Annotated in this window: 19 protein-coding genes; 6 read left to right on the top strand and 13 right to left on the bottom strand. The window is 70.9% G+C overall.

Annotation, left to right across the window (positions count from 1 at the left end; translation table 11 throughout):
- Complete coding sequence (locus tag ABD951_RS23120; RefSeq protein WP_345350887.1) at positions 1-684, bottom strand: TetR/AcrR family transcriptional regulator; 684 nt, start codon at positions 682-684, stop codon at positions 1-3.
- A gap of 592 nt (positions 685-1276) precedes the next feature.
- Between ABD951_RS23120 and ABD951_RS23115 the strand changes: the two genes are divergently transcribed.
- Complete coding sequence (locus tag ABD951_RS23115) at positions 1277-1711, top strand: DoxX family protein (RefSeq protein WP_345350884.1); 435 nt, start codon at positions 1277-1279, stop codon at positions 1709-1711.
- 142 nt (positions 1712-1853) lie between these two features.
- On the top strand, positions 1854-2054 hold the full coding sequence (locus ABD951_RS23110; RefSeq protein ID WP_345350881.1) for a PspC domain-containing protein: 201 nt from the start codon (positions 1854-1856) through the stop codon (positions 2052-2054).
- 45 nt (positions 2055-2099) lie between these two features.
- On the opposite strand, the gene ABD951_RS23105 is transcribed toward ABD951_RS23110, so the two are convergent.
- From ABD951_RS23105 to dprE1, 5 genes are all read right to left on the bottom strand, one after another.
- Complete coding sequence (locus ABD951_RS23105; RefSeq protein ID WP_345350878.1) at positions 2100-3482, bottom strand: MFS transporter; 1383 nt, start codon at positions 3480-3482, stop codon at positions 2100-2102.
- A gap of 96 nt (positions 3483-3578) precedes the next feature.
- On the bottom strand, positions 3579-4412 hold the full coding sequence (locus ABD951_RS23100; protein WP_345350875.1) for a hypothetical protein: 834 nt from the start codon (positions 4410-4412) through the stop codon (positions 3579-3581).
- A 140-nt stretch (positions 4413-4552) separates the two neighbouring features.
- Positions 4553-6394 carry a galactan 5-O-arabinofuranosyltransferase gene (locus ABD951_RS23095; RefSeq protein WP_345351007.1) on the bottom strand — a complete coding sequence of 614 codons (1842 nt, stop codon included), beginning with the start codon at positions 6392-6394 and terminating at the stop codon, positions 4553-4555.
- A 161-nt stretch (positions 6395-6555) separates the two neighbouring features.
- Complete coding sequence (gene dprE2 / locus ABD951_RS23090; RefSeq protein WP_345350872.1) at positions 6556-7317, bottom strand: decaprenylphospho-beta-D-erythro-pentofuranosid-2-ulose 2-reductase; 762 nt, start codon at positions 7315-7317, stop codon at positions 6556-6558.
- Positions 7317-8759, bottom strand: a complete 1443-nt coding sequence (gene dprE1 / locus ABD951_RS23085; protein WP_345350869.1) for a decaprenylphosphoryl-beta-D-ribose oxidase — start codon at positions 8757-8759, stop codon at positions 7317-7319. Before dprE1 ends, dprE2 begins: the two co-directional genes overlap by 1 nt.
- 180 nt (positions 8760-8939) lie before the next feature.
- Between dprE1 and ABD951_RS23080 the strand changes: the two genes are divergently transcribed.
- Positions 8940-9407 carry a GtrA family protein gene (locus tag ABD951_RS23080; protein WP_345350866.1) on the top strand — a complete coding sequence of 156 codons (468 nt, stop codon included), beginning with the start codon at positions 8940-8942 and terminating at the stop codon, positions 9405-9407.
- A gap of 13 nt (positions 9408-9420) precedes the next feature.
- On the opposite strand, the gene ABD951_RS23075 is transcribed toward ABD951_RS23080, so the two are convergent.
- The 5 genes from ABD951_RS23075 to ABD951_RS23055 all read right to left on the bottom strand — a co-directional run bounded on the left by ABD951_RS23075 (position 9421) and on the right by ABD951_RS23055 (position 14761).
- On the bottom strand, positions 9421-10545 hold the full coding sequence (locus ABD951_RS23075; protein WP_345350863.1) for a S1C family serine protease: 1125 nt from the start codon (positions 10543-10545) through the stop codon (positions 9421-9423).
- A 347-nt stretch (positions 10546-10892) separates the two neighbouring features.
- Positions 10893-11822: a S1C family serine protease gene (locus ABD951_RS23070; RefSeq protein WP_345350860.1), complete on the bottom strand. Its 930-nt coding sequence runs from the start codon at positions 11820-11822 to the stop codon at positions 10893-10895.
- A 94-nt stretch (positions 11823-11916) separates the two neighbouring features.
- Positions 11917-12504 carry a dTDP-4-dehydrorhamnose 3,5-epimerase family protein gene (locus ABD951_RS23065; protein ID WP_345350857.1) on the bottom strand — a complete coding sequence of 196 codons (588 nt, stop codon included), beginning with the start codon at positions 12502-12504 and terminating at the stop codon, positions 11917-11919.
- A gap of 1 nt (position 12505) precedes the next feature.
- A complete protein-coding gene (gene rfbA, locus ABD951_RS23060) occupies positions 12506-13381 on the bottom strand; it encodes a glucose-1-phosphate thymidylyltransferase RfbA (protein WP_345350854.1) in 876 nt (291 codons plus the stop codon).
- A gap of 117 nt (positions 13382-13498) precedes the next feature.
- Positions 13499-14761 carry a cation:proton antiporter gene (locus ABD951_RS23055; protein WP_345350851.1) on the bottom strand — a complete coding sequence of 421 codons (1263 nt, stop codon included), beginning with the start codon at positions 14759-14761 and terminating at the stop codon, positions 13499-13501.
- A gap of 134 nt (positions 14762-14895) precedes the next feature.
- On the opposite strand from ABD951_RS23055, the gene rfbB reads away from it, so the two are divergent.
- Both rfbB and ABD951_RS23045 read left to right on the top strand, forming a co-directional pair.
- Positions 14896-15903, top strand: a complete 1008-nt coding sequence (rfbB, locus tag ABD951_RS23050; RefSeq protein ID WP_345350848.1) for a dTDP-glucose 4,6-dehydratase — start codon at positions 14896-14898, stop codon at positions 15901-15903.
- Positions 15904-16006: 103 nt separating this feature from the next.
- On the top strand, positions 16007-16660 hold the full coding sequence (locus ABD951_RS23045; protein ID WP_345350845.1) for a hypothetical protein: 654 nt from the start codon (positions 16007-16009) through the stop codon (positions 16658-16660).
- A gap of 2 nt (positions 16661-16662) precedes the next feature.
- On the opposite strand, the gene ABD951_RS23040 is transcribed toward ABD951_RS23045, so the two are convergent.
- Both ABD951_RS23040 and ABD951_RS23035 read right to left on the bottom strand, forming a co-directional pair.
- Entirely contained in the window at positions 16663-17685 is a 1023-nt protein-coding gene (locus tag ABD951_RS23040; RefSeq protein WP_345350842.1) for a lysylphosphatidylglycerol synthase transmembrane domain-containing protein, read from the bottom strand.
- A 66-nt stretch (positions 17686-17751) separates the two neighbouring features.
- Positions 17752-18471 (bottom strand): acyl-ACP--UDP-N- acetylglucosamine O-acyltransferase, encoded by a 720-nt coding sequence (locus ABD951_RS23035; RefSeq protein ID WP_345350840.1) that lies wholly within the window; start codon positions 18469-18471, stop codon positions 17752-17754.
- Between the two features lie 110 nt (positions 18472-18581).
- Here ABD951_RS23035 and ABD951_RS23030 point away from each other — a divergent pair, with 110 nt between their 5' ends.
- A complete protein-coding gene (locus tag ABD951_RS23030) occupies positions 18582-19682 on the top strand; it encodes a DegT/DnrJ/EryC1/StrS family aminotransferase (protein ID WP_345350837.1) in 1101 nt (366 codons plus the stop codon).

Genomic DNA, 19682 nt, shown 5'->3' with positions numbered 1-19682 from the left:
TCAGTCCGTGCGCTCGCGGGTGGCCGCGGCGTGGGCCTTGGCGTCGACGGCCGTCCAGAACGCCTCGATCAGGGTGTCGAGCACCAGGTCCGGGCTCAGCTCGGCGAGCGCGGGGGCGTGTGCGGCGATCGCGGGATACCGCGCCGGGTCCGCGCCCACGTACTCGCGGGCCCAGGCGCGTTCGTCGCCTGCGCGCAGCGTGTCCGGCAGCATCGCGTAGCCGGCGCGCATCCCCGCGTAGGACAGCACCGATTCGGCGAGCATCCGTTGGTAGCGGACCACATCCGCCGGCTCCAGCCCCAGCTCGTCGAGCGCGGTGAGCATCATCTCGACCAGGGCGAACTCGCCGGGGCCGCGGGTAGTGCGCGGGGCAACGGCGGCGCCGACATGGGGATGCTCGGTGAACACCGCGACCACCGCACTTGCGAGGCGTTCCATCCGCTGCTTCGGGCCGAGCCCGGCGGGGACGCGATCGTGCGCCATCGTCAGCAGCCGGTCGCCGACCGCGCGCAGGAGCGCGTCCTTGTCGGCGAAGTGCCGCCACACCGCCGACCGGTCGACGCCGAGTTCCTCGCCGAGGGCTCGTCCGGTCAGCCCGTCGGGCCGGCCCCGGGCGGCGATCTGTACGGCGGCGTCCACGATGACCTCTTGCGTCAGTCGCGTGCGCGAACCGTCGTCGACCATCGTGTGCTCCCTCTCATGCTGCCACACCAGTGATGTCATCGATGATGACATCACTGGTGTGGCAGCGGGGCCGGTTCGCGAAAGTGCTGGGCGGCCGCTCAGGCGAACCGCGCGCACATGTGTCCCGGAGACCCCGTCGGCGATGTCGAGCACTGCGAGCGTGAAGGTCCGCAGCGCCTCCCGGGCCGCACTGCGCGTACGCCGGGCGCTCGACGGCCCCCGCCGGCGAGCCAGGCAGGCGGCCGGCACGACTATCGAACGACTCGAGGATCGGGGATATGTTGCGCGGCAGCCGTACTTGTCCGATGCGCGGGCGAAGCTGGTGGTGCTGACCGCGCGGGGGGCCGACAGCCGGCGCCGGGTCGGCGAGGATCTTCGACCAACTACGGGCCGACTGGGCCACGGTGATCGGGTCGCGAAGGTTGCGGGAGCTCGCGGATGACCGGGCGCCGTCACCTCCGGCCAGGGTCTCGCTTGGATGCGCAGGCGTGGTCCGGCGGGTAGCGCGATGAGTTTTCGGGCGCGCACGGGTCTATCTGAGCAACGGCTCCGCGCGCCCAGCGCGGAGCGCCCGGAACCCGAGGAGCCCGCCATGACCGCCACCCCGATCACCACCCCCGCGTCCACCGCTCCCGCCCGCCCGGTGTCGCCCCGGGCCCGCGTCGCAGGCCTCGTCGTCACCGCTCTCGTGGTGGCGTTCCTGCTCTTCGACGCGGCCATCCACCTGGCGAACATCGCGCCGGTCCGCGACTCGATGGTCGAGTACGGCTTCCCGGACTACGCGCCGTACGTGATGGGCATCGTGATGCTGGTGTGCCTGGCGCTGTACCTGACCCCGGTCACCTCGATCCTCGGCGCGGTCCTGCTCACCGGCTACCTCGGCGGGGCGGTCGCGTGCAACATCCTGACCGAGCAGCCGCTGCTCAGCACGATCCTGTCCCCGGTCTACGTCGGCATCCTCGTCTGGGGCGGGCTGTACCTGCGCGACGCCGGCGTGCGGTCGATCATGCCGCTGCGCCGGGCCTGACCGATCTCGGGACACGGCGGCCGGTCACCTCGACCGGCCGCCGTGTCGCGTCCGTTCCCGGACACCCCGAGCCGAAAGATCAGGGTGCGGATCAGGGCATCACCGGATGTCAGGACCCACCCCCGAACGGCAGGCTGGGCGCATGACATTCGAGAGCAACGCCCCCAAGCCCTTCGCCCGCTCCACGTCGCAGCGCATGCTCGGCGGTGTGTGCGGCGGCGTCGCCGAGTACTTCGGCATCGACGCCAACCTGGTGCGTGCCGGCGCCGTGATCGCGGCGTTCGTCACCGGCGGCACCGCGATCCTGCTGTACCTCGCGCTGTGGATGCTGCTGCCCGCGTGACGGTCCGGGCGAGAACCATCTCGTGACCCGTCGCGCGGAGCGGGATCACGCGGCCAGGGCCCATTGTTGCTGCGCCGCTGTCGGCCAATGCCGGTGTGCGGCGTCGATGACGAACACGTGGGTGTGCCGGTAGAGGTCGTCGGCCACCCGGTCGGCGCCGGCCAGTTCGGCGGGATCGAGGGATCCCGCGGCGTGCAGGTGCGTGATCTCCTCCGGATCGTGGCGCGGCCACATCCGCAGCGCCGCACCGAGCCCGACGGCACCGATCGCCGACAGCGTCACCCAGGTGGTGGTCATGCCCGCGGCGGCCAGCCAGCCGGCGATCGGATACGTGACCAGCCACGCCAGGTGCGAGAGCGAGAACTGGGCGGCGAACAGTGCGGGCCGGTCGCCCGGGTGCGACGACCGCCGCAGTACCTGACCGGTGGGGGTGAGCACTGCCGCGGTACCCGCGCCGACCACGGCCCACGTCCCGATCGCGGCGGCCCAGCGCCAGGCGCCCCCGCCCGCGAGGGACATCAGCACGGCCGCTCCGAGACCGGCGATCAGCGCCGTGCCTCCGGCCAGCATCACCGGCCGGGCTCCGGTCCGGTCGAGGACCCGGGGTACCGACAGGGCGACGAGCATCGTGCCGAAACCGTTGGCGGCCAACAGCAGTGCCACACCGGACTGGGTGCCGCCGAGTGTGTCCCGCACGTAGTTGACGGTGTTGACCATCACCACCGAGCCCGCCGCCGCGACCGCCAGGTTCAGGCCGAGCAGCCCCCGCAGCCGCGGCGTCGCGGCGAAGATCCGCATGCCGATCGTGATCCGGTCCCGGAACGTGCCCTCGGTGGCGGCGGAGGTGTCGGGAATGCGGGTGGCGATCACCAGGATGGCGGAGACTGCGAATCCGACGGCGGTGCCGACGAACAGCCAGTGGAAGCTGACCAGGGTCAGGGCCACCGCGGCCAGCATCGGGCTCAGCAGGGTCTCCATCGTCGCGGCGAGCTGCGCGGCCGACAGTGCCCGGGTGTACTCGCGCTCGTCGGGGAGGATGTCGGGGATGATCGCCTGGTAGGTCGGCGTGTATGCGGCCGAGGCGGTCTGCAGCACGGCGATCAGCACGTAGATCTGCCAGATCTGGTCGATGAAGGGCAGCGTGAGCACCATCGCGGCGCGGATCACGTTGAGCCCGACCAGGAACGGGCGGCGGGGGAACCGGTCGGCGTAGGCGGCGACGATCGGGGCGACCGTGACGTAGACGATCATCTTGATCGTCAGCGCGGTACCGAGCACCGCGGCCGCGTCCGAGCCGGCGAGTTCGTAGGCGAGCAGTCCCAGTGCGACGGTGGTCAATCCGGTGCCGAACAGGGCCGACACCTGGGCGGTGAACAGTCGTAGGTAGTCGCGGTGGGCGAACAGTGAGGTGATGGTCGGGCCGGTCATCGCTGTGTTTCCTTCGCAGGTGTGGAGGAGGGGAGGGTGGGCCGCGCGATCGTGGACAGCAGCAGTCGCACATGGGATCTCCTTCGGGCTCGGGTGTCAGTGGCGGTGTGCGGTGGTCAGGGTGAAGGCGGCGGTCCGGACGATGTCGCCGTGCTTGAAATCGAGGAAGAGCCGGTAGTTTCCGGTGCCGGGCACCGCGGTGTGGAAGGTGATGTCCGGGCCGGAAGCCGTGATGCCGTCGCCGGGTTCCCCCTTCGGGTGGACGTGGACGTAGGCCAGATCGCCGGCGCGGAGCACCACCAGGTGGCCGAAGGCGGCCAGGTAGGGCTGCAGGTCGGTGACGGGCCGGCCGTCCTTGCGCACGGTCAGCGTCAGCAGATCGCCGGCACCGGTGACGAGGTCCCCGTCGAGAGTCACCTCGTAGCCGTCGACGACGGCGGTGCGGTTCTGCTTCGGCGTGGGCTGCGGATCGTAGGTTCCGGCGACGGCGAGATCGGCACCTAGGGTGATGGTGTGCCCGAGGAGGGTCGGCGAGACGTCGGTGAACACGCGGTAGGCGCCGGCCTCGGGCAGGTTCAGTCGAACCGACCAGGTGCCGTCGTCCGCGAGCTCGGGGTGTACGTGCCGGAAACCCGTCAGCTCGCGTTGCACGACGATCAGGTGCAGGTCGCGGTCGTGGATCGGCGTGTAGTCGGTGACCGGTCGGCCGTCCGGGCCGAGGATGCGGAACCGGAGGTCGACGTCGCCGGGGTGGACGACGGTCTCGCCCAGGTCCAGCGTGTATCCGTCCTGGGTGATCTGCAGGCCGCCCGGGACGTCGGCTGCATGTGCGGTGTGACCGGTGGCGGCGTGACCGGCATGACCCGCATGGGTGTCCGCCGGGCCGTGGTGGTGGGCGGTGTGGTTCGTGTGGTGGGTGTGGACGTTCATCGTCGCGCCTCTCGTCGTGTCGGTGTTCCAGCGGCAACGATAATACCCCTAGGGGGTATACGCAAGGGGTGGTGGAAGGCCGACGGGAGTCGAGAGATGTGTGCCGGGTCGAGGTCAGGTGGAGAGCGGGCGGACCGGGGTCAGTGGCGCGCCACGACGACGAACGGCCCGACCTCGGTGACGCTGAACCGTGGGTCGTCGAACAGTGACTTGTCGAACGTGACGGTGTAGCGCTTGACGTTCGGGTCGTTCGGGTAGACGTCCTGCGCCAGGCGCAGGGTGTAGCCGTCGTCGCCGGACCGGAACACGAAGACGTCCGGTGCGCGCCACGGGGATTCGTCCATCGCCGCGATCAGGGCGTCGGGCGACCCCGACTCGGCCCACTTCGCGATCGCGGCGGCCCGCTCGTCGAACTGGGCGAGCGGATTGGCGTAGTGCGACGTCAGCGCCTGGAACCCGAGGTAGGGGTGGTACGACAGGAAGCTGGTGTCGGCGGTCAGGACGACGGTCCCGTCCCGCGGTCCCGGTCGCTGGGCCAGGATCGCCTCGTCGACCTTCCCGTAGTACGACGCGGCACCCGGCGGCCGCTTGTCCGCGCGCACGCCGTCGCCGTCGGTGTCGGTGTACGCGATGGTGATCTCCGGGCTCAGGTGGTGCGGGACGGACTGCGCGAACGCGAGCGCGCCGAGCGCGCCGACCGCGATCGCGACGGCCTTGATCCGTGGGTTCTCGCTGGTCGCGAGGATCAACCAGCGGGTGGCGTCGACGAATCCGAACACGCCTGCCGTGCCCAGCAGCACCAGCAGCACCGGTTCGAGCCGGAAGGAGAGCAGGGTGGTCCCGACCGCGGTGAACGCCATCGACAACAGCGACCACAGGTACACGGAGAGGGCGCCGATGCCGAGGGCCTGGGCGCGGCGCGACGACGCGGCCCGCCCGATCAGCCACACGGTCCCGAGCAGGCACAGCAGGCCGACGAGGGACGCGTCGAACATCGGCAACGGCAGGGTGGCGCCGGGCTCGGGCAGGTAGTGGGTGGCCGTGCCGGACCCGGCGAGCGAGTGGGTGGGCAGCGCCAGCAGGAACGGCGTCCACACCGTCAGCGCAACCAGTCCGGCGATCGCGGCGATCGCGACCAGCCGCAGCATGGGGTCGACGGCGGCGCGGATTCCGTTCGCGCGCACCGCGACACCGGCCGCGATCAACGCCATCACCGTCACCGCGAACGCGGCGTAACCGAGGTAGAGGGTGTAGAAGGTGGCGGCCAGGCCGAGGAACAGCCCGGTCCCGAGGGTCGCGCCCCAGCCGCCGCCGCGGACGTTCCCGGGCCGGTACAGCGCACCCCAGGCCAGCACCAGTGCCGGCGGCAGCAGCATGACGAGGACCGCGCTGTACGGCTCGGGGGACGCGAACGCGAGCGTCAGCGCCGTGGTCGCTGCGGTCGCGACGACGGCCAGGTCCCTGCGAATCAGCTTGGACCACAACACGAGCGAGACGACCGCCGCGACCGCGAGGGACGCGATCGCATACGGCTTGAACACCTCCCAGCCGTCCATGCCGAGCAGGTTCGCGACGCGACCGCCGATCCAGAACCATCCGGCCGGATAGAACGACGGCAGGTCCGCGTAGGTCATGTCGTCGAGGCGGGCGGTGTCCGTCATCCGGGTCAGGAACTCGGTGCGGAACTCCTGGTCGACGGAGACCCCGTGGAGGTACAGCGTCGTCGCCGCGAGCGGCATGCCGAGGGTGACGGTGACGAACCCCGAGACGCCCACCCACGACGCCAGCTTCGCGACCAGCGGGGCGCGGCCGGCGCGGAGCAGCCACACCGACAGCCCGAGCAGCGCCAGCGCGACCACCTGGCCGACGGTCGTCAGTGCGCGGGTGACGTTGGAGGAGTTGAACGCCGGCCAGTCGACGACCGAGAACGCGACGAGACCGACCGCGGCGACGGCCGCCGCGACGAGCGCCGCCAGCGCCATCTCCCCGGCGGTCAGCAGGGCCCGGCGGGCGGGCCGCACCGGGTCGGGGGAGACGGGGCTGGCGGTCGTCGTCGTCACGAAGTCGGAGTCTAGGGCGCTGCGCACGGTGAGTGAGGTTCACCCTGGTGGGGGTGAAATTCACTCACGGGCAGCGGAGCCGATCACACCGGGAGCTTGCGGAAGATCGCGCGCGGGACGTGCCGCAGGATCATCATCACGTAGCGGAACGGTCCGGGTGCCCAGACGATCTCCTTGCCGCCGTCGGAGGCCGACACCGCGAGCTTGGCGACGTCCTCCTTGTTCACGGTCAGCGGGGCTTCCTTGACGTGCGCGCTGAACTGGGTGCGCACCATCCCGGGGCGGACGACCGTCACCCGCGGGCCGAACTCGGCCAGGGCCTCGCCGAGGCCGAGGTAGAAGCCGTCGAGGCCGGCCTTGGTGGAGCCGTAGACGAAGTTGGCGCGCTTGACCCGCTCGCCCGCCACCGACGACATCGCGATGATCCGGCCGAAGCCCTGCGCCTTCATCTTCTCGCCGACGAGCACGCCGACCGAGACCGCGGCGGTGTAGTTCACGTTCGCCACCAGCACGGCCTTGCGCTGGTTCTGCCACAGCTCCTCGGCATCGGCGTCGAGGGCGAACGCGACGATCGCGACGTCGACATCGCCCTTCGCCCACGCCTGGTCGATCACCTTGGGGTGCGAGTCGGTGTCGAGCGCGTCGAAGTCGACGACGTCGACCTCGGTGGCGCCGGCGGCCTTCATCTGCGCGACCGCGTCCTCGCGCAGCCGGTCACCGGGCAGGGTGGCCAGGACCACCCGCATCGGCGCCTTGCGCAGGTACTCCTCGCAGATCGCGAGGCCGATCTCGGAGGTGCCACCGAGCAGCAGCAGGGTCTGGGGGTTACCCACGGCGTTGATCATCAGTGCAGCTCCAGCCTTCTGGACATGTCGGAGGCGAAAACGCCTGTGGGGTCGTACTTGCGGCGGGTGGCGATCCACTCGTCGATGCGCGGGTACATCGCGTGGAAGGTCTCGGCGGTGGTGCGCGAGTCCTTCGCGGTGTAGAGCCGGCCACCGAATTCGAGGACGCGCCTGTCGAGTTCGGTGACGAACTCGTTCAGGCCCGCCTTGATCGGGAAGTCGACGCAGACGTTCCAGCCCCGCATCGGGAAGCTGAGCGGGGCCTGGTTGCCCTCGCCGAACAGCTTGAACACGTTGAGGAACGAGTAGTGCCCGGAGCGCTGGATGTCGACGATGATCTTCTTGAACTCGTCGACGGCCTCCGGCGGGACCACGAACTGGTACTGCAGGAAGCCCTTCGAGCCGTAGGCGCGGTTCCACTCCCCGAACAGGTCGAGCGGGTGGTAGAACGCCGTCAGGTTCTGGACCTGGCCGGTGGCGTTCTTCGTCTTCCGGTAGTACAGCTCGCCGACGATCGTGAAGTCGACCTTGTTGGCGAGGCCGTTCGGAAAGATGTCCGGGAACGTGACCAGCGGCTTGGCGTTGAACCGCAGCGGATCCTTCTGCAGCTTCGCCGGCAACTGGTCCAGCTTCGCCAGCGACCCGCGGGACACGGCGGCGCGGCCGAGCTTCGGCGGCGCGGAGATCGCGTCGAACCACGCGGACGAGTAGTCGTAGTTCTCCTCGGAGCCGTCGCTGTGCAGCGCGATCGTCTCGTCCAGCCCGGTCGTGCGCACGCTGTCCGCGATGAAGTACGCCGTCTCGGTCGGCGTCATCTTGATCGTGGCCTTGAGGATGATGCCGGTCAGGCCCATGCCGCCGACCGTCGCCCAGAACAGCGCGCCCTTCGGGTCCTGCCGTCCGCCCTTCGGCGTCAGCGTCCGGACCTTGCCGTCCGCGGTCAGCAGGTCCAGCGACACCACGTGGTTGCCGAAGCTGCCGGCGCTGTGGTGGTTCTTGCCGTGGATGTCGGAACCGATCGCGCCGCCGATCGTGACCTGCCGGGTACCCGGCAGCACCGGGACCCACAGCCCGAACGGCAGCGCCGCCTTCATCAGCTGGTCCAGATTCACACCGGCGTCGACCTCGACGAGCCCGGTGTCCCGGTCGATCCGATGGATCCGGTTGAGCGCATTCATGTCGATGACCAGGCCGCCCGCGTTCTGGGCCGGGTCGCCGTAGGAACGGCCGAGGCCGCGGGCGATGACGCCGCGGCGCAGGTGCGAAGGCTTGCTCTCGTTCTGCTCGGCGACCTGGGCGACCGCGGATGCGATCACCTCGACGTCGGGCGTGGAGAGCACCTCGGCGGTGGTGGGCGCGGTGCGCCCCCATCCGGTGAGGGTTCGGGTCTGGGTGTGCAGAGGCCGCGGTGCCGCGGGGGCCTCTTCTGCTGTCGTGGACATCGGGGTAGAGGCTACCCGCCGGTCGGGTCGGCGTGCCTGGTCTCCGGCCGGTCGCCGGGTGCGCACCGGGGACAACTCCCTGCACGAAGGGCCCGGGTGAGGATCGCCACCGGTCGGGTGATCCTCCGGCAACCGCACGCTCGAGGCGGCGGATCCGGGCCGTCGCCTACCCTCTACTGCGTGTCCGGAACCGCGCCCGCCCCCGAACCGCACCTGCCGCTGCCCGTCGAGTTGCCGCTGATCGACGAGCCGGGAGGCACCGACGTCGACCTCAAGACGCAGATCGTCCGGTTCGTCCTCACCGGCGGGCTGTCCGCGGTCGTCGATTTCAGCCTGTACGTGCTCGGCATGGCGCTCGGCCTGCCGGTCGCGGTGGCCAAGTCGATCAGCTTCATCTGCGGCACCACCACCGCCTACGTCATCAACCGGCGCTGGACGTTCCAGGCCGAGCCGAGCCGGGCCCGGTTCGTCGCGGTCGTGGTGCTGTACGCGATCACCTTCGCCGTCCAGGTCGGGCTGAACCAGGTCATGTACCAGGCGTTCCCGGACACCTGGTGGAAGGTGCCGCTGGCGTTCGTCATCGCGCAGGGCACCGCGACGGTCATCAACTTCGTCGTGCAGCGCGCGGTGATCTTCAAGATCCGCTGAGCCGGGGCGCGCCCTACGGTTTCCCGGTCGTGAGCACCAGCGCGGCGGTGTGACGCTGCCCCGCCGCGTCCACCCACCCGAGTTCGACCCGGTCGCCGGGGTGCCGGGCGGTCATCTCGACGGTCAGGTCCGTCTGCGAGCGGATCGGCCGGCCGTCCCAGCTGACGATGACGTCGCCGCGCATGATCCCGACCTGCTCGGCGGGGCTTCGCGCGCCGACCGCGACCACCTTCGCGCCGTCCTGTGTCTGCCCGACGTCGGTGACCGCGACACCGAGCAGCGGGGTGGGGCCGATGTGGACGGTGTCCGAGGCGCGGCCGCCCCGGATCTGGTCGGCGATCGCGACGGCGTCGTCGATCGGCAGTGCATAGGACTCGATGGGGACCGGGGTGCCGGTGGCCCGATCGGTGGGGTCGGGGCGCATCCCGGTGTTGCCGGCGGTGCTGACGCCGACGACGCGGCCGTAGGCGTCGACGAGCGGTCCGCCCGAGTCGCCGGGCCGGATGTCCGCGTCGACCTCGATCATCCCGGTCAGCCGGTTGCGGGTGCCGACGCCGGCGTTGCGCGCGACCACCGACTCGCCCAGGCCGGTGACGACCCCGGGCGCAGGCAGCGGGACCCCGCCGCCGTCGGCGTTGCCGATCGCGGTGACGGGGTCGCGCAGGTGCAGGTCGGCCGAGCGGCCGAGTTGCGCGACCGGCAGGGTGTCGGCGCCGACGAGTTTCAGGACCGCGACGTCGCGGAACCGGTCGTAGCCGAGGACCTCGGCGTCGTAGCCGGCGCCGGTGGCCATCGCGACCGCGTTGACGTCGTCGGCGCCGTCGATGACGTGGTGATTGGTCAGGACCAGGCCGTCGGGGCTGAGCAGGATGCCGGTGCCGGCGGTGGTCAGCGGGCCGGCGGTCGCGGACAGCGTGACGAGGGTCGGAACGGTCCGCGCCGTGAGCGTCGCCGGGTCGAGCGGGACGGGTGCCTGTGTGGTGGGCACGGCGGCGGGCGGGGGCGCGCTCTGGGGGAGGTGGCCGGGTGTCAGCCGGTGGCCGACGAGCACGAGTACGAGGAGTGCGAGGAGGACGACGGCCGCGCGCAGCACCGGGTGCCGTCGTCGTCGGGTCCGTTCCCGTGCACTGCTCGTCATCGACCTGCATCTCGCGTTGGCGCCGTCGTGTGCACCGAACCTACTGCGTCGGGACAGGGCGTGTGGTGCGGTCGCCCGCGCCGATCGATGTGCGTTCCGTGTTGCGGACGACTCGCCGTGACGTCCAGGGCGAACGACCGCGGGGCCGGGGCGGTCGGAAGAAGGGTGAAGCCGCCGGCACCGGAGTGCCGACGGCTTCGAGTGCGACAACGCCCGCCATATCGCCTCTCGGCAAGTGGTCGCTCGCGGCGACGATTTTAATGTGGTACCCGGGGTATGCCCGGACGCTGTCGCACGGTCCAACCTACTCCGGTCCCCGGTTATTCCGCATCCGAAGGAGTCCGGGGCTACTCGCTGTGCTTGAGCTCGCGGGGTTCGGCGATCACGTCGACGAGTGCGCCGGAACGCCACACGGTGATCTCCACCGGGCGGTCGATCGCGTTCTCCATCATCAGCGACTGCAGCGCGGTGGCGGTGGCGACGTCGGCGCCGCCCACCGCGACGACGACGTCCCCGGTGCGCAGCCCGGCCCGATCGGCGGGACTGCCCGCGACCACCTGCGCGATCCGCAGCCCCGTCCGGCGGCCGGTCCGCTCGGCCAGCCCCGCGGGCAGCGGGGCCTGCGCGCCGGCGATGCCGAGCCAGGCCCGCCGCACCCGACCGGTGGACATCAGGGTCGCGATGATCCGGCGGGTGGTGGCGTTGATCGGGACCGCCAGTCCGACGCCGATCCCGGCGACCGCGGTGTTCACCCCGACCATGCGGCCCGCGCTGTCGGCGAGCGCCCCGCCGCTGTTGCCCGGGTTCAGCGCCGCGTCGGTCTGGATCACCTCGTCGACGACGCGTCCGTCGCTGGTGGGGAGGGAACGACCCAGACCCGAGACGATGCCGGCGGTCACGCTGCCCGCCAGGCCGAGCGGGTTGCCGACCGCGACCACCAGCTGACCGACCCGCAGGCGCGCCGCGTCCCCGTGGTCCAGCGGGGGCGGCACCGGTCCGCGGGCGCGCAGCACGGCGAGGTCGGACAGCACGTCCCGGCCGACGACGTCCGCCCGCACCTCGGTGCCGTCGCCGAACGCCGCCTCGGCGCCGGACGCGCCGGCCACCACGTGGGCGCTGGTCAGCAGGAACCCGTCGGCGGTCAGCACGCTCGCGCTGCCGGCGCCGGTGCCGCGGGGCAGCCGCACCCGCAGGCTCGCGACGCTGGGCAGCACCCGGCGGGCCACCTCGGTCACCACCGTCGAGTAGGCGTCCATCGCTTCGTCGTCTCCGGCCATGTTCGGTGAAACACGGGGCCGGCCGTGGTCATGCCCGATTTCGCCGACAGCGGAGCCCGGCGCCCGACCGCGCCGGCCGGTGCCCGGTCCCGCGTCAGCGTCCGAACCGCGGCAGCACGCCGTCGGCCGTCAGCGTCGCCAGCGACGGCGCCGCCGCGTCCTTGTCGGACAGCTGGTACTCGAGCGGGCGGCCGTCGCGGCCGACGGTCGGCCAGTCGATGCCGAGGTCCGGGTCGAGGGGGTGCAGGTCGCGGTCGAGGGACGGGGTGTACTCGATCGAGCACAGGTACATCACCGTCGAGGCGTCCTCGAGCGAGAGAATCGCGTGCCCGAGCCCCTCGGACAGGTAGACGGCGCGGCGGTCGACGTCGTCGATCAGCACCGAGTCCCACCGGCCGAACGTGGGGGAGCCGACGCGCAGGTCGACGATCACGTCGAGGAACGCGCCGCGCACGCAGGTCACGTACTTGGCCTGCCCGGGCGGAGTGTCGGTGAAGTGCACGCCGCGCAGCACTCCGGCCGCGGACACCGAGCAGTTCGCCTGCCGCAACTCGAGCGGCCTCCCGACGGCCGCGGTGAACGCGGAGTCCTTGAACCATTCGAGGAACACGCCGCGGTCGTCGCCGAACTGCCGGGGGGTGATCTCCCACGCGCCGGGGATGCTCAGCTCACGAAACTCCACGTCACCCGTCCTTGCCGCGCTCGAGCAGGTCGAGCAGGTAGTTGCCGTATCCGGACTTGACCAGGCCTTCGGCCCGGGTGCGCAGCGCGTCGTCGTCGATGAACCCGCACCGCCACGCCACCTCCTCGGGGACCCCGATCTTCAGGCCCTGCCGCTGCTCGATCGTGCGGACGTAGTTCGACGCGTCGAGCAGGGAGTCGAAGGTGCCGGTGTCCAGCCAGGCGGTGCCGCGGGGCAGCACCTCCACGTGCAACCTCCCGGCGTCGAGGTAGGCGAGGTTGACGTCGGTGATCTCGTACTCGCCGCGCGCGGACGGACGCAGGTCGCGGGCGATGGAGACGACGTCGTTGTCGTAGAAGTACAGGCCCGGCACCGCGAACTGTGAGCGCGGTGCCTTCGGCTTCTCCTCGAGGGAGATCGCGCGGCCGTCGGCGTCGAACTCGATCACGCCGTATGCCGACGGGTCCGACACGTGGTAAGCGAAAACGGCTCCGCCGTCGAGGGATTGGAATCGGCCCAGCCGGGTGCCGATCCCGGGGCCGTAGAAGATGTTGTCGCCCAACACGAGTGCGACGGTGTCGGACCCGACGTGGTCGGCGCCGATCACGAACGCCTGCGCGAGACCGTTCGGTTCCGGTTGCGCCGCATAGCGGATGGAGACACCGAACTGGGAGCCGTCGCCGAGCAGCCGCCGGAACTGGTCGGCGTCCTCCGGGGTCGTGATCACCAGGATGTCGCGGATCCCGGCCAGCATCAGCGTCGACAGCGGGTAGTAGATCATCGGCTTGTCGTAGACGGGCACCAGCTGCTTGCTCACCCCGAGGGTGATCGGGTGCAGCCGGCTGCCCGTGCCGCCAGCCAGAATGATTCCGCGCATGCAGTGCAGTGTTTCACGACGGGGCGCAACGAGGTCGCCGTCGGCTGTTCCTCCTCCGGCGCGACCCGCGCTGCGGCCGGTGCACGCGCTCCGCGCGGATCCCGACGACAGGAATCGTCATCCACTCGTCCTCCGCGCCGGCCGGTCCTCGTCGCGGGGGTGACGCTGGAACCAGGTGGCGTAGCGATCGGCGAGTGGTGCGGCACTGAGTCCGTGGGCCAGAACGGAGAGGGCGATGGTGATGATCGCCGTGGTCAGCAGCAGCTCCTCGTGGGGCAGGTCGCCCGGTTCCTCGAGGATGAGGATGACGAAGACGATGGTGGCCAGGCCACGCGGACCGAACCAGCCGACGAAGGCAACGGTCGGTACGCGTGGGTGGGTTCCGATCAGCGACAGGGCGACGGGAATCATCCGCACGGCGGTCAGGCTCACCACCGCATAGCCGAGCGTCGCCCAGGACAGCCGCCCGAGCGCGGGACCGAGCAGCACCGCACCGAAGACGATGAACGTCACGGCGCTGGCCAGGTCACCCGCCCCGTCCAGCAGGGCGGCCTCGCCTTCGGCACCGTCGGCCTCGTGGACGTCGGTGGCGCGGTGGCGGATCGCGCCGAAGGTCAGTCCGCCGACGAACGCGGCGATGAAGCCGGAGCCGCCCAGGGGGACGGCCACGGTGTAGGCGAGCACCGCCGCCGTCACCGGAATGGTCTGCGCCCACAGCGGGTCGATCCGGTGGCGACGGGCGACGACGACCAGAATCGCGGCGGCGATCGCCCCCGCCAGGAGACCGGCGAGGGTGCCGAACCCGATCTGTTCGGTGACCAGGATCGCGGCGGAGCCGCTGCCGAGGGCCCCCGCTTCGGCCTGCGCGATCGCGAGCACGATGAGGAACACGGGTACGCAGATCCCGTCGTTGAGCCCGCTTTCGACGTTCAAACCCTGGCGCACCCGGGACGGCAGGATCGGGAGCGTCACCACGGCCTGCCCGAGGGCGGCATCGGTCGGCGCGAGGATCACCGCGAGCAGCAGCGCCTCCGGCCAGGTGAGGTCGAGGAGCACGAGCGCGGCGGCGAAGCCGGCCGCGATGGTCAGCGGCAGGCCGATGCCGAGGAGGCGGGCGGGGAGGGCGATCTCGGTCCGAAGGGCGGGCAGGTTCACTCGGAAGGCGTCGGAGAACAGCACCAGCGCGAGGGTCACCTCGGCAAGCAGTTTGACCACCTCGGCGCCGGCGTGCACGTCGATCAACCGGAGCGCGTTCGCGCCGAGGATCAGGCCACTGCCGGTGAAGATCATCGGAGCCGTGATCGGAGTGCCCTCGACGCGGCCGGAGATCGCGGCGAACACGAGCAGCACTGCGGCGATTGTCGGCAACGCCCACGTCATGTCGTCACCGCCCGTCGTGTCCGAGGGGCCATCGCCGGCCCACCCGACAACGTCGAGCCTAGAACCCGATTCCGGTCCGGGTGGGAGAACCGCGGAGGAGCGTCGGTTCGGTGGCGGGCGGTACTGTTCGCCACATGAGGCTCCTGGTCACCGGCGGCGCCGGATTCATCGGCGCGAACTTCGTGCAGCAGACCGTGACCGAGCGCCCCGACGTCGCGGTCACGGTCCTCGACGCCCTCACCTACGCCGGCAACCGCGCGTCCCTGGACCCGGTCGCGGACCGGATCGACTTCGTGCACGGCAACATCACCGACCCCGACCTCGTCGACCGGCTCGTCGCCGCGTCGGATGCGGTGGTGCACTTCGCCGCCGAGTCGCACAACGACCAGTCGCTGACGGATCCGTGGCCGTTCGTGGAGACCAACGTCATCGGCACCTGCGCGCTGCTCGAGGCGGTGCGCCGCCACGACGTGCGCTACCACCACATCTCGACCGACGAGGTGTACGGCGACCTCGAGCTCGACGACCCGGCCCGGTTCACCGAGGCCACCGCCTACAACCCGTCGAGCCCGTACTCGTCGACGAAGGCCTCGAGCGACCTGATCGTGCGGGCGTGGGTGCGCTCGTTCGGGGTGCGCGCGACGATCTCGAACTGCTCCAACAACTACGGCCCCTACCAGCACGTCGAGAAGTTCATCCCGCGGCAGATCACGAACCTGATCGACGGCGACCGGCCGAAGTTGTACGGGCTCGGTCGCAACGTCCGGGACTGGATTCACGTCGACGACCACAACCGCGCGGTGTGGGACGTCCTCGACCGCGGCCGGATCGGGCAGACGTACCTGATCGGCGCCGACGGCGAGGTCGACAACCGGACCGTCGTCGCGCTGCTGCTGGAGATCTTCGGCCGCGACCGCGGCGACTTCGACGCCGTCCCGGACCGGCCGGGCCACGACCTGCGGTACGCGATCGACTCGACGCTGCTGCGCACCGAGCTCGGGTGGGCGCCGCGGTACCGGGACTTCCGGTCCGGACTGGAGGCGACGGTCGCCTGGTACCGGGACAACGAGGCGTGGTGGCGGCCGGCCAAGGCGGCGACCGAGGAGTTCTACTCGGCGGCCGAGCGACGACTGGACGCCTGACCACATCTCGGCGATTCGCCGCGCGGACGCGCACCGACGGCGGTACCGTCACGACCGCAGGACCGGATTTCACCGAGAGTTCGCTCGAATCGAGGAGCGCTCCATGGCAGTTGTCACGTTTCGGAGATCCACCGGCACGCTGGTCACCTGCTCGGCGATCGCGGTGCTCGGTCTCGGTGCGGCCGGGACGGCCCACGCCGACACCGGCTCGCTCAGCCCTGCCGCCGCCGTGCACGCCTGCGCGCCGCTCGGCCTGTCCGACGTCGCGGTGCTGGTCCAGGTGGCGGTGCCGGGTGCGGTGCTGCCGTGCCGCGACGTGGCGGGGAGCCTCGGGCTCGGCTCCTCGGGTCTCGGGTCGTCGAGCACGGCGAGCGCGGTCGGCTCCAACAACGTCGGACAGAACAACACCGGGTCGTTCAACGTCGGTCCGGAGAACACCGGATCCAACAACGTCGGCTCGCAGAACACCGGCTCCGGCAACGTCGGTTCCTCGAACACCGGGTCGGGCAATGTCGGGTCGGCGAACACCGGATCCGGAAACGTGGGGTCGGCGAACACCGGTACGGGCAACGCCGGGTCGGCCAACACCGGAAACCTGAACCTCGGATCGGCGAACACCGGGTCGACCAACGTCGGATCGGTCAACACCGGCTCCTCGAACACCGGGTCCGCGAACACCGGATCACTGATGGAGGGGTCGATGCTCACCGGGATCGGGTCGGTGGGAATCGGCTCGACCGGCATCAACTGGAACTGACGTCACGCCTCGCTCGGGCGCGGGACGCGCGAGTGCTCGTGCACCAGGGCGTTCCGCAGCACCCGGGATCCGGCCGTCGCGGCGACCACGCCGGCGAACACCTCGCACAGGGTGAACACGAGCCGGGAGGCGAGCGCCAGGCCCAGCGCCACCCCCGGATCCATGAACGGGGACAGGGCGGCGACGACCACGGCCTCGCGCACGCCGAGACCGGAGGGGACCACGAACACCAGCACGCCCGCGCACATACCGAGCGCGATCGCACCGACGCATTCGATCAGCCCGCCGAACTCGAATCCCGCGACGCTCGACGCGAGCAGCCACAGGTGCACCCCGTAGAGCACCCAGCTCACCGCGCACCAGCCGAGCGCGAGCGCGATCTTGTGCATCGTCAGCGGCCGGTGCAGCGGTTCGCGGCGCAGGATCCGCAGCGCCAGGTTCACCAGCCGGGTCAGCACCGGCGGGTAGGCACAGAGCAGGGCGATGGGGACGAGCACGATCACCGCGATCGCCGCGGCGGTGCTGACCTGGAACAGGGCGGGCAGTCCGAGCAGGCCGACCACCAGCGCCGAGGTGGTGCTCAGACCGACCGTCACCAGGACGGTGATGAAACCGGCGGCCCGGGACACGCCGGCCCGCCGCACCAGCTCGGTCTGCAGGACGAACGCCCACACGCTGCCCGGCAGGTACTTGCCGAGCTGCCCGACGAGGTAGCAGCGGGCGGCGTCGAACGCGGGGATCGGCTGTTCGAGTGCGCCGAGGGCGTGTTGCCAGGCCCGGACGGCGGCGCCCATGCCGAGGAAGACGAACAGCGCCGAGGCGAGCAGCGCCCACCAGCTGAGCTCGGTGATCGTGTCCTTGACGGCGGACCACTGGGTGCGGACCGCGAACACGATCCCGGCCACGATCGCCAGGGTGACGAGCGCCCGGAGGACGTTCGCCAGGACGGCGCGGACACCGGTCGGGGCGGGGGGTTCGGGGGCCTCGTCGTCGGTCGCGGGGGCCGGTTCGGACACGGCACTCATCGGCGGATCCTCCCCTCACACGACATGTCGACGCGGAAGTGACGATAACAGCCGGTGACGGCGCCCCTACACCATCAGCGGCCGCTGCGCGCGGGAACGCCACCAGTCGAACGCGGCGGTGGTCGCGGCCGGCAGCTCGGCCGCGGTCGGCATCCGGCCCGCCTCGTACGGCGACGCGATCGCCTCGACCTCGGTCTCCCCGAAACCGGACCGGCTCATGCCGACCCGGTTGGCGCCGCGCATCCGCACGGGATTGCCGAACACCTTCGCGAACGGCGGCACGTCCTTGACGACGACCGTCCCCATGCCGGCCATGACGCCGTCGCCGATCACCCGCCGCTGGTGGACCACCGTGTGCATGCCGATGTTCGCACCGGCACCGACACTGACGTGGCCGGCGAACGTGGCCCCGGCGGACAGCACGCAGCGGTCACCGATCTGGACGTCGTGTTCGACCGCGACACGGTTCATCAGGAAGCAGCCCGCACCCACCGTGGTCACCCGTTCGCTGCCCTGGTGCACGGTGCTCAGCTCGCGGATGGTGGTGTCGGGGCCGATGACGACGCCGCGGTGCGGGGACTGCTCGTCCCAGGTCTCCGGGTGCGCGGCGCCGAGGATCTCCGGCGGGGCGCCGAGGACGGCGCCGGCGCCGATCCAGCACCGGTCACCGATCGTGAGCGGCCCGGTCAGGACGGCGTGCGGCCCGACGGTGACACCGTCGCCGATGACCACTCCGTCGCCGATGAGGGCGGTGGGGTGGATGTGGCAGTTGCGACCTGTCGACATGGGTGTCGTTCGCATCCTTTCGGGCGTCGATGGCGGTTTCGTTACGCTCAGTCGGTTGCCACCTGTGAGTTCGGGGCGGACCGGCGAATGAATCTATCGGAGGGTTACCAGTGATTGGCATCTCGAGCATCTCGTTCGGAGAGGACGTCGAACGGGAGGTACTCGACACCCTGCGGTCGGGAATCGTGGCCCAGGGCCCGAAGGTCAAGCGCCTCGAGGACGAGTTCGCGGCGCTGGTCGGCGCCCGGCACGCGGTCGCCGTCAACAACGGCACGACCGCCCTGGTCGCGGCGCTCCAGGTGCAGGATCTGCAGCCGGGCGACGAGGTGCTCACCACGCCGTTCACGTTCGTGGCGACGCTCAACGCGATCCTCGAGGCCGGCGCCACCGCCCGTTTCGCGGACATCCGCGAGGACGACTTCAACATCGACCCCGCCGTCGTCGCCGACCGGATCACCGACCGCACCCGGGTGCTGATGCCGGTGCACCTGTACGGCCAGGCCGCGGACATGGGCGAGCTGATGCCGCTGGCGCGGCGGCACGACCTCGCCGTGGTCGAGGACGCCGCTCAGGCGCACGGCGCCACCCTCGACGGCAAGGGGGTCGGGACCTTCGGTGTCGGCTGCTTCTCCTTCTACGCCACGAAGAACCTGACCACCGCCGAGGGCGGCATGATCACCACCGACGACGACGCGCTGGCCGACCGGCTGCGGGTGCTGCGCAACCAGGGCATGCGGCAGCGGTACGTGTACGAGATGGTGGGGCACAACTACCGCATGACCGACCTGCAGGCGAGCCTCGCGTTGCCGCAGCTCGGCTCCTACCTGCAGCAGGTCGAGGCCCGGCGGCGCAATGCGGAGGCGCTGCGCACCGGGCTGAAGGACGTCGCCGGCCTCACCCTGCCGACCGAACTCGCCGGTCGCGGACACGTGTGGCACCAGTTCACCGTCCTCCTCGACGAGAACGCGCCGATCGACCGCGACACCCTCGCGGACCGGCTGACCGAGCGCGAGGTCGGCAGCGGCATCTACTACCCGAAGACCGCCTACGACTACGACTGCTACCGCAGCCATCCGCGGGTGGTCATCGAGGACACCCCGGTCGCGACCTCGGTCGCGGCCCGCTGCCTGAGCATTCCCGTGCACGCTCGACTCTCCGCCGGGGACGTCGACCGGATCATCGATGCCGTTCGCGGCGCCATGGAGGCCTGA

The organism is Rhodococcus olei (genome assembly GCF_039540555.1).
GTDB lineage: Bacteria > Actinomycetota > Actinomycetes > Mycobacteriales > Mycobacteriaceae > Rhodococcus_G > Rhodococcus_G olei.
The sequence above is the reverse complement of the archived record's forward strand: the minus strand, read 5'-3'. Positions and strand labels throughout refer to the sequence as shown.